The sequence below is a fragment of the Parapedobacter luteus genome (assembly GCF_900168055.1).
GTDB lineage: Bacteria > Bacteroidota > Bacteroidia > Sphingobacteriales > Sphingobacteriaceae > Parapedobacter > Parapedobacter luteus.
The window spans coordinates 447,703-461,440 of record NZ_FUYS01000003.1 but is presented as its reverse complement, the minus strand read 5'-3'; the positions used below and the strand labels follow the sequence as shown (position 1 = coordinate 461,440).

Sequence of the window (13,738 nt, the reverse complement as noted above, 5' to 3'; positions counted from 1 at the left end):
GATATCCGGTTATGAAGCGGCTTCTTTGGATCACAGCGGCTGTATTGGTACTCCTGACCTTGGGGACAGGCTTGTTTTTTGCCCATCGGCAGCGCCAATCGTATGCCGTGCAGGTTCCCCGGGGCGCCGTTTCGGTGGTCAAAGTCCAAGTTGACGGATTGGTTGCTGATGTGTTATGGAGCCAACTTTGGAGCCCTTCGCCTATTAAACGGGACGCGGAACGTGGCGGGACCTATCGTTTTTTACGGTCCGGTATCGGATTGGCGATACCTGCCAACCTGTTTCTCTACCAATTTGCAGATAGGCCGCGCGTGTTATTTGGTGTATTGCGTATCAATGATGTCGGGGAGCTTCAGGCGTTTATCCGCCAACAGGACTGGGCGTATGAGGCTGCGACGCCGTTTAGCCGGGTGGTATCGCAGCACTTGGTTGCGCTTCACAGCGCGGACAGTATCGCCTTCGCCCTTTGCTGGGAACCGGGTGAGCAGCTGGCGCCGGTAGCGGAACACCTCCGGGGGCTGCTGCAGGGCGACCAACAGGAGCCGTTGGCGGCGAGCCGATTCAGCGAGTTAAAGAACCGAAAGGGGCACCTCAATATCATGGGGCAACACGCGCTCCGGCTGGACTTTAAGCGCGGGGAAATAGCCTTCTCCACCGACGGGGCAGGAGATGCTGCTGAATTTCCGTCGCAGTTGAAAACGGGCAACACCGGATTCTTACAGTTACCTGCTTGGTGCTGGTCCTTGATGCCGCCTGCCTGGCAGTCTGGCGGGCATACGGTAAGCCGGGACAGCTTGATGCGGTATATCAGCGGCAAGACCTGCGTGCAGTGGCGGGGAGCTACCACGCAACAGGATACCGTGATTAACTATGCGTACGACGACGATTTCAATCCGGTGGAAGTGCGTGAGGCGGTCGATCGGTCGGTACCGGCCTTATTTGGGGCAATTTCGTCGGATACAAAGCATTTGGCCGCTTATTTGGCAGCGCAGGGTATCCTGGATGCCGATTTGGCGCGGATAAAGCCGGAGGTCTTTCCGTTGTTTTCGCTATATACTTATGCTGACGCGGATAAGCGGTTGTTTTTCAGTACGGTGCAAGATGCGGAAAAACAGCTGGCCGCCGTCGGTAAAGGCAGTGGCGGCGGAGACTTCCTGTATGGCTATCTCGACATCGTTTCCGCCACGCAACAAGGGGTCCTGCCCGGACGCTTGGAAGCCCTGCTTGCGCCGCTTTCCACCATTGAAATACAGGGAATCCGCAAGGCGGACGCGGAAATGGTGGTCCATGGGAGGATGACGCTGCCGGATGAGTCGGTCAACAGTTTGGTCCAGCTCATTCATTCCGGCGCTTTAAATTGGTTGCCGTGAATATTTCGTTTTTTACCTGCGACGACAACTCCAGAAAACGCTCATACTGTTTAAGCACATCAGCAATCACTTCTTCCCGCATAAAATACTCGATATTATATCCGACGCGGTTGTCGCCAAAATACGACTGCGGGATATAGGTCCGGTTTTGGTCGAGGTCGGGGATATTTTCTTCGCTCACCAGAAAATCGGAGATGTCTTTCTTTTCGCAACGCACTCCGTATTTGAAGTTATCAATACGCTCATGCTGGATGGTCAGTTCAACCCACATGTAATCATCCGCCGCAGCCACATTGGCCGACACCCCTTGTGCGTTGAACGCCGCAGCAAGTTCGTGAAGCGCCGGCTCAACGGTATGCTGCAGAAAGTTTACAACAGCCTTGCGATCCTTGAAGGATAAAATGCGCTGCAGGCGCTCTTTCCAATGTACGCCAGACCAAGTGACCGTAGCGGGTGAAAATTCTTTCTCATAATAGTTGACATCTACCGTGAGACCCTGCATGAGGCTGTAGCAGAAAAGCAGCATGATGAAGGAAAAGGGAAGCGCCGTAAGCAGGGTCATCGTTTGGAGGGAACCCAGTCCGCCCGCATTCAACAGCACCAGCGCCAACACCGCCAGCAATATACCCCAGAAAGCAAGCTGCCATTTGGGCGATTTGGCAGCATTTTTCGTGGCGATACTATTCATTACGAAAATCCCCGAATCTGCAGAGGTGACAAAAAAGATGAAAATGATGAAAATGGCCAGTGTACTGGTAGCTCCCGTTGCCGGAAAAAAATTGAGGAATTCGAATAGCAACCTATCCGTCTGATCGGCCATACTGCTCAACAGTCCGCCTAATTGATAGCTATCCAACCAAGTTGCACTGTTTCCGAATACCGTCATCCAGAAAAAATTAAAGGCGGTAGGAATAATCAGCACCGCGCCGATGAATTCACGGATGGTCCGTCCGCGTGATATTCTGGCGATAAATAAGCCAACGTATGGCGACCAGGAAATCCACCACGCCCAATAGAGGATGGTCCAACTGAAAAACCAGGGATGCAGATTTGGCTCATACGCGTGGGTATTGAAGGTCAGGTTGAAAAACTCGTTGATGTAATGCCCCAGCCCTTCGGAAAATGAACCGAGCAGGAACACCGTCGGCCCAAGGGCCAAAATGAACAACATCAATGCTATCGCAGCGACAATGTTGACCTGGCTTAGGAATTTCACGCCCTTGTTTACACCGGTTGTTGCCGACGTGATTGAAATGCCCATAATGACGGCCACAATGACAACCTGGTAGCCAAAGCCATAGCCGTCCATCACGCCAACCTGCACGAGCCCCGCATTTAACTGCACCACGCCGAAGCCCAGTGTTGTTGTGATGCCGAAAAACGTGCTGCATAATGCGAACGTATCAATGAGATCTCCCGCGGGGCTGTTGATTTTATCCTTCAGCAGCGGATAAAAACAGCTACGCAAAGACAAGGGCAATTTGTATCGGTACGCAAAATAGGAGAGCGATAAACCGACGACCCCATAAATTGCCCAGGCATGGATGCCCCAATGAAAAAACGTGTAGAGCTGTGCATCTTTTGCACGTTGTATTTCGTTGTGTTGGCCGAAAACCTGATCCGAAAAATGTGAAATCGGTTCGGCCACGCTGAAGTACATCAACCCAATACCCATACCCGCAGCAAACAGCATGGATACCCACGAAAAAAATGAGTATTCCGGTGTGGCGTCATTGTCTCCCAGTTTAATCGAGCCATACCGGCTTACTACCAGAAAGAACAAAAAGAACACAAAAAGCGTGACCGCCCAGATGTATACCCAATTTAGATTGGTGAAGATAAACCCCTGTATTTGGTTCAGTAACGCAGCCGCCCGTTTCGGGAAAAAGCTCGAAATGAAGGAAACAGACAGGATGAAGGCCAGGCTCGGCACCACAATGCCTTTCTTTAACGTGCTTTTCTGTATAATTCGTTGCGCGATGCCCATAATCAACTATTATATAACATGAACTGGCGTTCAATGTTTACAACGGTAGCGTTTTCCTCGTTCCTTTTATTTAATGCGGCAGGTGGTACCGCAAATCTTTTATGCGGGTTGTCTTTGGTGTTCCCTGATCGATCATTCCCGCCGGCTTTCCACGGTATAAACAAAGCTGTCTGCTTTATAATAGCCCAGATTGTATTCGATTGGTCGTTCCGCGACGTCGTATACAAAACGCTTCCGGAACAATATGGCACTGCCCTTTTCTGTTTCCAGTTTTTGGGCGATAAAGTCATCGGCTAAGATGGCGCTGATTTCTTCTTTAGAGACATAAGCAACGGTGTTATGTTCTTTTTCGAGCATCTCATACAACGGGCGCTTGAAGTCCTCGTCGCCTGTCAGGCCTATGCGGGGGTGGAAATAGGATTCGAAATAAACGAAAGGTCCTTCAGGGCGTCCGCGCAAGCGGACCAGCTTAAGTACCTTGCGTTCACTTTTCATTTCAAAGAAGTTGGCAACTTTCTGGTCAGGGAAAACCCAGCTGATATGCAGCTCGAAATTCCGGATGGGTATACCTCTTGCTTCCATCTCCTGTGAAAAACTGAGCCAGTTTTTGGATTTAGAGCTGATGGACTGAGCCGATGCCACTTTGGTGCCTACCCCCTTTTTACGAACGAGTAACCCTTCGTAAACGAGTTTATTAAGCGCCTGTCGAAGGGTGGCGCGGGAGATGGCGAGTTTTTTGGAGAGCTCGATCTCATTGGGTAATAATTTCCCGTCTCGGTATTCTGCCGTGCTAATCAGCGAGCGTAACAACTCCTCAGCCTGTACATGTAATGGAATGGGGCTACTATGGTCAATCGAAAGTTTCATGCCTGATAGTTGTATGATTTATGTGCAAACATACCAAAAAAGGGAATATCTAAATGGGGCAACCGGTTACTCGTCGATAAATCGCTCAGGAAATTTGGAGGTTTGATTTTTATTTCCATATATTTGTACGTACATATAAAAATTATTAAAACCTTTGTAATCACTAAATATTTGCCGATATAATGTTTTTTTTAGAATTAATATGAGGTTGTAAGTGCGTTGTTCGTTTAAATGTATATACATATTTACATTCAATATACCTAATTATAACTTGTTATGATTTTACATGATTTATTTTACTTGACAAAAAAGATGGGATGGGGCTCGGTGTTTTGCTGCCTAGTGTTGATAGGAGCATCACCGTCCATCGGCCATGCGCAGACGACGTTCACCGCTACAGGTGTCGTGCGGTCCGCCGACGCCTCGGGGAACAATCCGGTTCTTGAAGGGGTTAGTGTTACGCTAAAAGGGAGCGCTACGGGCACAACGACCGATTCGGGTGGCAGGTTTCGACTTGAAGTCCCAAAGACGGGGTCGGTATTGGTGTTCAATTACGTGGGTTACCAGACTCAGGAAGTGGGTGTCGCAAGTGAGCAACCGATAGACGTGTTGCTTGTGCCCAGTGATCAGCAATTGGATGAAGTCGTCGTCGTGGGGTACGGTACCCAACGCAAATCGGATCTGACGGGATCCGTTGGGGTGCTGTCCGGAAAGGAATTATTGCAGGCTCCGGTTACCAACGCGCTGCAGGGCATGAAAGGGCGGGTTGCCGGGGTCAACGTATTCTTGAACTCCGGGTCGCCAACCAGCAGCCCTCGCATTCTCATCCGGGGGTTAGGTACGATCAATTCTTCGTCCAACCCGCTTTTCGTGGTGGATGGTGTTGTGATGGAAAACATACAGTTCCTCAATCCCAACGACATTGAACGCATGGAGGTACTCAAGGACGCATCTTCCACGGCCATTTATGGAGCACGGGGAGCGAATGGTGTGGTGCTGATCACGACTCGGCGAGGTGCCAGCGCCGGAGGTACCATCGTGGGTTATGAAGGATTCATGAACGTGGGGGTATTGCCCCGTAAGCTGGACGTGCTCAATGCCGCAGAGTTTATGGAAGTGCTGGAGCGTGGATTTGCCAACCATTCGAAATACCGCACCAGCAGTATCCCGGCATTAACGCGCAGCGATCCAAGGCTGTTTGATGCACAAGGCAATCCGCTATATGATACAGATTGGCAGGAAGAGGCCACGCGCACAGCGGTATCCCATAACCACCAGTTTTCTGTGCAGACCAAAGGCGACAATGCATCATTCGGAGCGTTCCTCAACTATGCTAACATGCAGGGTATCATGCTCAGGAGTGATCTCGAACGGATCAACGCAAAAATTGCTTATGATGCGAAACCAAAGGATTGGCTGTCGCTGGGCGTCAACTTATTAGCAAACTATACCCGCGAAAATGAAGTGGATGAAGGGGGCGGTTATCAAATGCCGCGCCGATCGATGTTGGAGATGCCTCCGATATTCCCCGTGAAATTCCCGGATGGTACGTGGTCCAACAGTAGCATGATCACCGACCCATATGGCCTGGAAGCGATACCCAATCCGGTACATGTCTTGGAAACACAGGATCGGATCCGCAAACGCCAGCAGCTTTTCGGCAATGCCTACCTGACCTTCCATATCCTGCCGGGATTGGACCTGCGTACACAATTCGGGTTTGATAAGCACGATAATAACATTCAGGAATACAGCCCCACGGACCTCATTAATATCTCGGCGCCGTTGGGATCTGCCCGTCTGGAAAACCAACGCTCGTTTTACTGGCAGGAGGAAACCTACCTGAACTACAACACCGAAATCGGCGACCACCGCATCAATGGTGTACTGGGGTTAAGTTGGCAGCAGCGTGTCTATGAAAACAATTGGATTACTGCACAGGGGTTTGCGGACGATTTTTTCCGTTTCAATGCCATCCAGTCGGCCAGCCAACCCGGCGCACCTGGCTCGTCGCATGACAAGTGGACAATGAACTCCTATTTCCTGCGCGGCAGCTACAGCTACAAGAACAAGTATCTGCTTACCCTTACGGGCCGCGTTGACGGTTCTTCGCGGTTCGGTGAAAATAACAAATACGGTATATTTCCTTCGGCTGGCATCGGCTGGGTACTGTCCGAAGAGCCATTCTTTCGCGATATGCGGGGATTGGACGAACTCAAGATCCGGTCGAGCTACGGGATAACGGGAAATACGGAAATACCGACTTACCTGTCGCTCGGAACCATATCCAGTGGTACCACCCTGCTTAACGGGACGCGGGTATCGCAAAGCTATGTTAATCGGTTGCCTAACCCCAACCTGGAATGGGAAAAAACCAACCAGTTTGATGTGGGCTTCGACCTGGCACTGTTCAACCGCCGTCTCAGCGCCAGTTTCGACTACTATTACAAGCTTACCACCGACCTGCTGCTCGACAAACCGGTACCTACGTCTACAGGTTTCACTGGTGTAAGAGACAATATCGGCTCGGTGTCCAACCGAGGTGTTGAGGTGATGCTTAGTGGCACGCCGGTGTCCAACAATACGATAACATGGCAGTCTACGCTCAATTTCAGCTTCAACAAGAACCGCATTGAAGCATTAGGTGAAAACGATGAGGATATCTTCCCTGGCCCAAGCTTCGTGTCTGGTAGCATGACTATACTCCGTGTTGGCGAACCGCTGAGCTCATACTGGGGCTATAGGCGCCTAGGCACGTGGGGCACCCACGAGGCGACAGAAGCAGCTGCGGTGGGTGCCGTCCCCGGCGAGGCCAAACGAAGCGCTGACCGCTATGTCATTGGCAGCGGACTCCCCGATTGGGTGGGAAGTTTTGTAAACAACATAAGCTACAAAAACTTCGACCTCACCGTTGATCTCCAATTCGTTTACGGGGTGGATATCATGCAGCAATTCATGCACTCCATGGAAGACCGAACGGGGTATTCCAATGGCCTGGCGGCAACCCTCTACGAAAGCTGGACGGAAACCAACCAAAACACGATGATCCAGCAGATCAGGAACGGTCCGTATACCGGACAAAACAGTCAGATTGATGACCACTGGGTGGCTAACGGCTCATATTTGCGCGGCAACCTGATTTCACTGGGGTACAATTTCGGCGGCGTCTCGTTAAACAGGCTTAACCTGAGGGGACTTCGCGTCTACGCCAGCGTGCAGAACGCGTTTCTTGTCAAATCGGACGAATTCAAGGGGTACGATCCGGAAGCGACATCCCACAGCGGCAACCAGTGGGGGCAGAATGTCTTTTTTCATCAATACCCTAATCCGAGAACGTTCACCTTAGGAACCAGTTTTCAATTCTAACCGACAAAACTTCAGATTATGAAAAAGTTAATCGCAATGATATTTTCCGCAGGGGTGTTAGCAACCTCCTGCTCGGACTTCCTGAAAGAAGTGCCGAAAGATGAGATTTCCTCGGGCCAGTTCTTTACGAATCCGGACCATGCGTACAACGCGGTAAATGCCTTGTACCGGTCAGGTGTTCCGTCCCTGTTTAGCGGTGGTGTTTATTCTGGAACAAGGATTATGTTTGGTCCGTACACCTCCGGCCTCATAGACAACGAATTCAAGGGACAGGAAGTACACGTGCAACATGCTCAGCAGCTTACATTGAACGGTGTCAACCTTTCGGGTTACCTGGGGGGCATCTACCGGGATCTGTACCTCGGTATTGCACGGGCTAACAACGCTATCAAATACATCCCTGCAACACCGGGACTTCCCGAAACAGAAGCCGACAGGCTTATGGCCGAAGCCCGTGTTTTCAGGGCAATGAACTATTATTTCTTGGTTCGTTTCTTCGGGGGCGTTCCGTTGATTACGGAACCCTATGAGAGCTTGGATAACCTGTATATCGAGCGGGCATCTGTGGCTGATATTTACGCCCTTATCGTTGGCGACCTGCAATACGCCACTCAACAGGAGCGCCTTCCCAACACAACGATGGCCAGTAACGGCAACCGGATTACCCACGGCATCGCAAAATCGCTGTTGGCTGAGGTCTATCTCACCATGAGCGGCTACCCCCTACAGGCCAACCACCACGCCGATGCCGCCAGGGAAGCCCGAGAGCTCATTGCCAGCGGCGTTTATAGCCTCACCCAGCACGATCGGGATGCACAGGGCGAAGTCGTCCAAGCTAGGAGCGCATACAATAAAGCACGGCTTGCAGACAACCTGCCCAACGAACAGATCTATTATTTTGAATATACGGTAGGCATCGAAAACTCCCAATACGCACAGTGGGCGTTCCCCACGAATATTTCTCCCGAAGTGGCTTATGCGATTGTCAACAACGCTTATGAGCCCTCCGTCAGCCTACTGCAGGCATACCACCCGCAAGATGATTTGCGCAGGCAGGAAAAGCAATATTTCCATTCCTCTTACACCAGACCCGATGGCGGGGTGACCAATTTTCAGTGGGCTCCACACCTTTGGTATGATGAGCAAGCCGCATTGGAAACGGCGACATCCGGCAAAGATCTGCCAATCTACACCTACGCCAATGTGTTGCTCATTGCCGCAGAGGCAATCGCCCAATCAGAGGGGGTGACCGCGGAAGCCGTGAACTATTTGGCACAAGTGAGGAGTCGTGCGTATTGGAAACAATCGGAGGAACAGATCAAAGCTGCATTAGCCGGTTTAACCCCGCAGCAATTTGTAGCTGAGGTATGGAAAGAACGGTTGCGCGAACTGGTATTTGAATTTCATATTTGGTTTGACATCCAGCGTACACGGCAATTTCCGGTAACTGACAATGGGCAAATCAATTTTGTGGATGTGGTGGGGCACCGAAACAGTTTTGGCGCGACCTACACCGAAGGGCATTTGTTGTACCCTATACCGGATGATGAGTTGCAGCGTAACCCCGCACTTGAGCAGAATCCGGGATACACCGAATGATCATAATTAGGACAAAAGCATATCCATAAAACAAAGCACTTCCATGAAACGAAGCATCATAATTTCATCCATTGCCTTAGCCATGCTGATTGCGGTAGGACAAACGGCATTTGCGCAGTCCCATATCATCTGGCAAATCGGCCAACAGGATGGCTCGCCGGAGGGTATGGCACTCGCACCCCATGATTATGCCCAATTTATCGAGAAGGATTTTGGTTATGAAGACCGCTTTTTTCTGGTCGGCCATTCCTCGCCTGAAACCGATTGGCCGTATGTGCTTCCTGGTCCGGCCAATGGTTGGGGAGGGACAGGGCGGACATCTGGCATCCGCTCGCATGAATTGAATGTCTACTTCAGACTAACTGCTATGCCCACCGATGGCGTAAGTCGGTTAGTGGTGGATTTGCTCGATGTGGAGCAGGAAGCACCACCGTTGTTCAAAGTCGTCGTTAATGGCGTGTCATGGGTTCACCAGTTGAAAGGCGGTAGTGGAAGGGAAGAGCCAACCGGCCCTTATTTAAGCGAACAGGCACAGCAGGTGGTTATCGATTTGCCGGGGGGAAGCATTAAACCGGGATATAACGAAATCATGCTGACCACGCTCATCGGAGGCTGGGTCGTGTTTGACGATGTGCGTCTTGAAGGACCTTCGGCCGCTACGCTTGCGGTTCCAGGGGATGCCCTCATTAAGCGAGTAACAGCTGCTGAATACGAAGTGGTAGAGAGCGACCAACGCTACCAACCATTGTTGATCGATGTGGCACATTTGAAAAATACGCCAACCTTGGCGGTAGAGCTGGATGGGGAGACCGTTTTCAGCCAACGAATCGAACAGGGGGATTATGGGCTTGAGGTCCCGATGTCCCGGGTAACTGCTGAAACATCCAGTCGGTATGCGATATATCTGGACGATATACTTGCCGAAGAAGGAGAGGTCGTTCGTGCGCCGCAGCCATTGGTGACGCCCGCTGACTACGTTAACACCATGATGGGGGTCGGTCATTCGCGTTGGATGATCGCTCCCGGCCCGTGGATGCCTTTCAGTATGGTAAAAATAAGTCCCGATAACCAGAATAGTGGTTGGCAAGCCGGTTATGATCCGACTTTCGAATCGATCGGTACGTTCAGCCATATCCATGAGTGGACCATGGCTGGGTTGGGCACGTTTCCAGTAACCGGGACGTTGGAGACACAAATCGGCGATCAATCGGATCCTAAGTCGGGATACCGCTCCCGGATCGATAAAAGTACCGAGGCGGCATCGTTGGGGTATTATAAGGTGCATCTGACAGATTATAATATTACGGCTGAGCTTACGGCCACTACCCGGGCCAGCTTTCAACGGTATACGTACCACGACGCTGACACCGGCCGGGTGATGGTCGACTTGACCATTCCGGCAGAATACCGTTATCAAGTTGAGGAACTTGACATCAAGCAAGTGTCTCCATACCGCCTTGAAGGGTACAGTAAGCAATTGTCGCGTGGCGTTTGGTCTAAAGATGCCGATCAAGACTACATTGTTCATTTTGTGATGGAGTTTGATCAGCCGGTCATCCGGGCGGGCCATTGGCTCAACGGTATCGTGGGCAACACGGGGGACTTGCAGGCGACGGTCGTAGATGCCGCTGGTATTTTTGTCGAATTCGATACCCGAAAATCGCCGACGGTACAAGTGCGTACCGGGATTTCGTACGTGAGTACGGCTAACGCGGGTGCTAACTTGGAGACCGAAATTACACAACCCTTCAATTGGGATTTTGCCGCCGTGCAAGGACACCATCGAGACGTTTGGAACGATCTGCTGACGCGCGTTACGGTTACCAGCAACGATTATCGGGAGAAGATGCGATTTTATACCAATATGTACCGGAGCTTGGCCAGTCGCAACATATTCAGCGACGTGGATGGGCGTTGGCGTGATGCTGATGAACACGTCCGGCAGTTTAGCAACCCCGACGATGTAGCCCTGGGTTGCGATGCTTTCTGGAATACCTTTTGGAATCTCAACCAATTCTGGAACTTGGTAACGCCGGAATGGTCAAGCCGCTGGGTGCGCTCCCAATTGGCTATGTACGATGCCGGCGGTTGGCTTGCCAAGGGACCGGCAGGGATGGAATACATCCCCGTGATGGTTGCCGAACATGAAATTCCGCTGATTGTGGGTGCCTACCACATGGGTATTCATGATTTTGACGCTGAAAAGGCCTTTGAGGCCGTCTATAAGATGCAAACGACGCCGGCTGAACGTGTCGGCGGAGGGTTGGCGGGCAACCGTGATTTGGAAACCTATCTCGCCCATCAGTATGTGCCGTATGATGAGGGTCGGTTTTCCAATACGTTGGAGTACAGTTTTGATGACTGGACCGTGGCACAGTTTGCGAAGTCACTGGACAAACACTCCGAATATCGGGAATTCATGGAAAGGGGGCAATGGTGGCGCAACGCAATTGACCCTGTTACTGGATACGCCCGTATGAAAGATGCGGCGGGCAATTGGTTTCCTGATTTTGATCCGTTCAAGTCTGGAGCAAATAAGCAGTATGTGGAGGGCAATGCTTGGCAGCTCACGTATTTCGTTCCCCAGGACATTCCCGCGCTGGCGACGCTCATTGGAAGGGATACCTTTATCAATCGGCTAAAGTGGGGCTTCGAGGAAAGTTACAAATGGCGGTTCAACGGACCGAATGATCAATATTGGGATTACCCCGTGGTGCAGGGTAATCAGCAATCCATGCATTTTGCTTTTTTGTTCAACTGGGTGGGCAAACCCTGGCTTACCCAACATTGGAGCCGTGCCATCATGGACCGCTACTATGGTTACGGGGTTTCCAATGCCTATTTGGGCGATGAAGATCAGGGTCAGATGAGCGCTTGGTTTGTGATGAGTGCCCTCGGTTTGTTTCAGACCGATGGCGGTGCCCGCCACGAGCCGATTTATGAAATCGGTAGTCCGATCTTCGAGCGTGTCGATATTGATATGGGCGAACGCTACGGACGAGGCAAACAGTTTACCATCACTGCAATAAACACTTCCAGGAAAAACCGATATATTCAGCGAGCACGGCTAAACGGGAAACCGTTGGAAAATTGCTGGTTTTACGCATCGGAATTGCTGAAAGGAGGGACACTAGAGTTGGAAATGGGTCCCGAACCTAATCCCCATTGGGGTATTGCTGCAATCCCGCCTGTCAATCAGTAATTAATCATTAACAATGAAAAGCTAAGGATGAAAGTTGTAGGATTTTTAATGGTAGCAGCCGTTGTCACGATGGCCTGCGGTACCTCTTCGCGCGCCGACCGCGCACTCGCTTCGCTGATCAAACAGGATACGCTTCTGCAAACCGTCAAATCCATGGCGCGGGAAACCGTTAGATCCGGGTTTAACGCTGGCGATGGGTATCAAGAGGTATGGATACGTGATTATAATACCTTTATCACCCTGGCAACGGAACTCCATCCGTCAACAACCATCGAAGAAAACCTCCGCGTTTTTTTTCGCTTGCAGGGTGAGGACGGAAACATCGTCGATGGGTTTATACCGAAAACCAGGGCTCGTCGTTCAGAGGGTGGGTATGCCTATGTCTATACGGTATTGGAGCCCAATTATGCTGGCCACAAAAATACGGTGGAAACCGATCAAGAAAGTTCGCTGGTTCAGGCCGTGTATAAATACATCCGTAAAAGTGGGAATCATACGTTTCTGCAAGACACCATCGGCGGGCAGACGGTTGCCAGGCGGTTGGAACATGCGATGGAATTTCTTATGGCTCAGCGATTCAATCAGGAATATGGATTGCTGTGGGGTGCTACCACGGCAGATTGGGGCGACGTACAACCGGAACATCCGTGGGGTGTCTACCTGACTGACAGTACACACTATGCTATCGACATCTATGATAACGCTATGTTCCTGATTGCGCTGGATAACCTGGTGGAGCTTCTGCCGGATACCCGCGAAAAATGGACACCTATCCGGGATCATGTGGCTGCGAACAGCACTAGGCATCTTTGGGATACTGACCGGCAGCAATTCATACCTCATATTTATCTTAATGGTTCACCTTTTTCCCGAGATTTCGACGAAGCAGGGGTCTATTACCACGGCGGTACTGCCGTGGCTATCGAGGCTGGATTGCTTTCGCAGGAACAGGTGAAGCACGCGCTCGGCCGCATGGTAGCCAATGTACAGGCTTCGGGGGCTGCATCTATTGGGTTAACCTTATATCCCCCTTACCCGGCCGGGAGTTTCAAAAACCCGGGAATGCATCCTTATGGCTACCAGAACGGCGGTGATTGGGACTGGTTTGGGGGCCGGATGATTCAGCAGCTTATCCGCCATGGCTTCGTGGCGGAAGCTTATGAACAGGTGCAGCCTATGCTGCGCCGTGCCGTTGATCACAACGGTTTCTATGAATGGTATACCATCGACAACCAACCGCATGGTTCGGGAACCTTCCGCGGGGCTGCGGGAGTACTTTACGATGCCATCGTCCTATTTGAGGAGTTTGCAGCGACCATTCATTAGGGGTTTAATACGTCAATCCGC

Annotated in this window: 7 protein-coding genes; 5 read left to right on the top strand and 2 right to left on the bottom strand. The window is 51.1% G+C overall.

The window, feature by feature from the left end; genetic code table 11:
* Positions 1 to 11: 11 nt before the first annotated feature.
* Positions 12 to 1,370, top strand: a complete 1,359-nt coding sequence (locus B5X72_RS08560) for a hypothetical protein (protein WP_079716415.1) — start codon at positions 12 to 14, stop codon at positions 1,368 to 1,370.
* Here B5X72_RS08560 and B5X72_RS08555 read toward each other — a convergent pair.
* Both B5X72_RS08555 and B5X72_RS08550 read right to left on the bottom strand, forming a co-directional pair.
* Positions 1,336 to 3,357 carry a BCCT family transporter gene (locus B5X72_RS08555; RefSeq protein ID WP_079716414.1) on the bottom strand — a complete coding sequence of 674 codons (2,022 nt, stop codon included), beginning with the start codon at positions 3,355 to 3,357 and terminating at the stop codon, positions 1,336 to 1,338. The genes B5X72_RS08560 and B5X72_RS08555 overlap by 35 nt on opposite strands.
* Positions 3,358 to 3,489: 132 nt before the next feature.
* Positions 3,490 to 4,224, bottom strand: coding sequence for a GntR family transcriptional regulator (locus B5X72_RS08550; protein ID WP_079716413.1), 735 nt, complete (start codon positions 4,222 to 4,224; stop codon positions 3,490 to 3,492).
* A 276-nt stretch (positions 4,225 to 4,500) separates the two neighbouring features.
* Between B5X72_RS08550 and B5X72_RS08545 the strand changes: the two genes are divergently transcribed.
* From B5X72_RS08545 to B5X72_RS08530, 4 genes are read left to right on the top strand one after another with little or no spacing between them, the layout of a single operon-like run.
* Positions 4,501 to 7,590: a SusC/RagA family TonB-linked outer membrane protein gene (locus B5X72_RS08545; RefSeq protein ID WP_245826892.1), complete on the top strand. Its 3,090-nt coding sequence runs from the start codon at positions 4,501 to 4,503 to the stop codon at positions 7,588 to 7,590.
* 18 nt (positions 7,591 to 7,608) lie between these two features.
* A complete protein-coding gene (locus B5X72_RS08540) occupies positions 7,609 to 9,189 on the top strand; it encodes a RagB/SusD family nutrient uptake outer membrane protein (RefSeq protein WP_079716412.1) in 1,581 nt (526 codons plus the stop codon).
* A 43-nt stretch (positions 9,190 to 9,232) separates the two neighbouring features.
* Entirely contained in the window at positions 9,233 to 12,391 is a 3,159-nt protein-coding gene (locus tag B5X72_RS08535) for a GH92 family glycosyl hydrolase (RefSeq protein WP_176146131.1), read from the top strand.
* 27 nt (positions 12,392 to 12,418) lie between these two features.
* Complete coding sequence (locus B5X72_RS08530) at positions 12,419 to 13,717, top strand: glucosidase family protein (RefSeq protein WP_079716411.1); 1,299 nt, start codon at positions 12,419 to 12,421, stop codon at positions 13,715 to 13,717.
* Positions 13,718 to 13,738 lie beyond the last annotated feature (21 nt).

Bases quoted from the DNA above. Each gene is read 5' to 3' on its own strand.
- B5X72_RS08560 (WP_079716415.1), top strand. From the start codon at position 12: ATGAAGCGGCTTCTTTGGATCACAGCGGCTGTATTGGTACTCCTGACC.
- B5X72_RS08555 (WP_079716414.1), bottom strand. From the start codon at position 3,357: ATGGGCATCGCGCAACGAATTATACAGAAAAGCACGTTAAAGAAAGGC.
- B5X72_RS08550 (WP_079716413.1), bottom strand. From the start codon at position 4,224: ATGAAACTTTCGATTGACCATAGTAGCCCCATTCCATTACATGTACAG.
- B5X72_RS08545 (WP_245826892.1), top strand. From the start codon at position 4,501: ATGATTTTACATGATTTATTTTACTTGACAAAAAAGATGGGATGGGGC.
- B5X72_RS08540 (WP_079716412.1), top strand. From the start codon at position 7,609: ATGAAAAAGTTAATCGCAATGATATTTTCCGCAGGGGTGTTAGCAACC.
- B5X72_RS08535 (WP_176146131.1), top strand. From the start codon at position 9,233: ATGAAACGAAGCATCATAATTTCATCCATTGCCTTAGCCATGCTGATT.
- B5X72_RS08530 (WP_079716411.1), top strand. From the start codon at position 12,419: ATGAAAGTTGTAGGATTTTTAATGGTAGCAGCCGTTGTCACGATGGCC.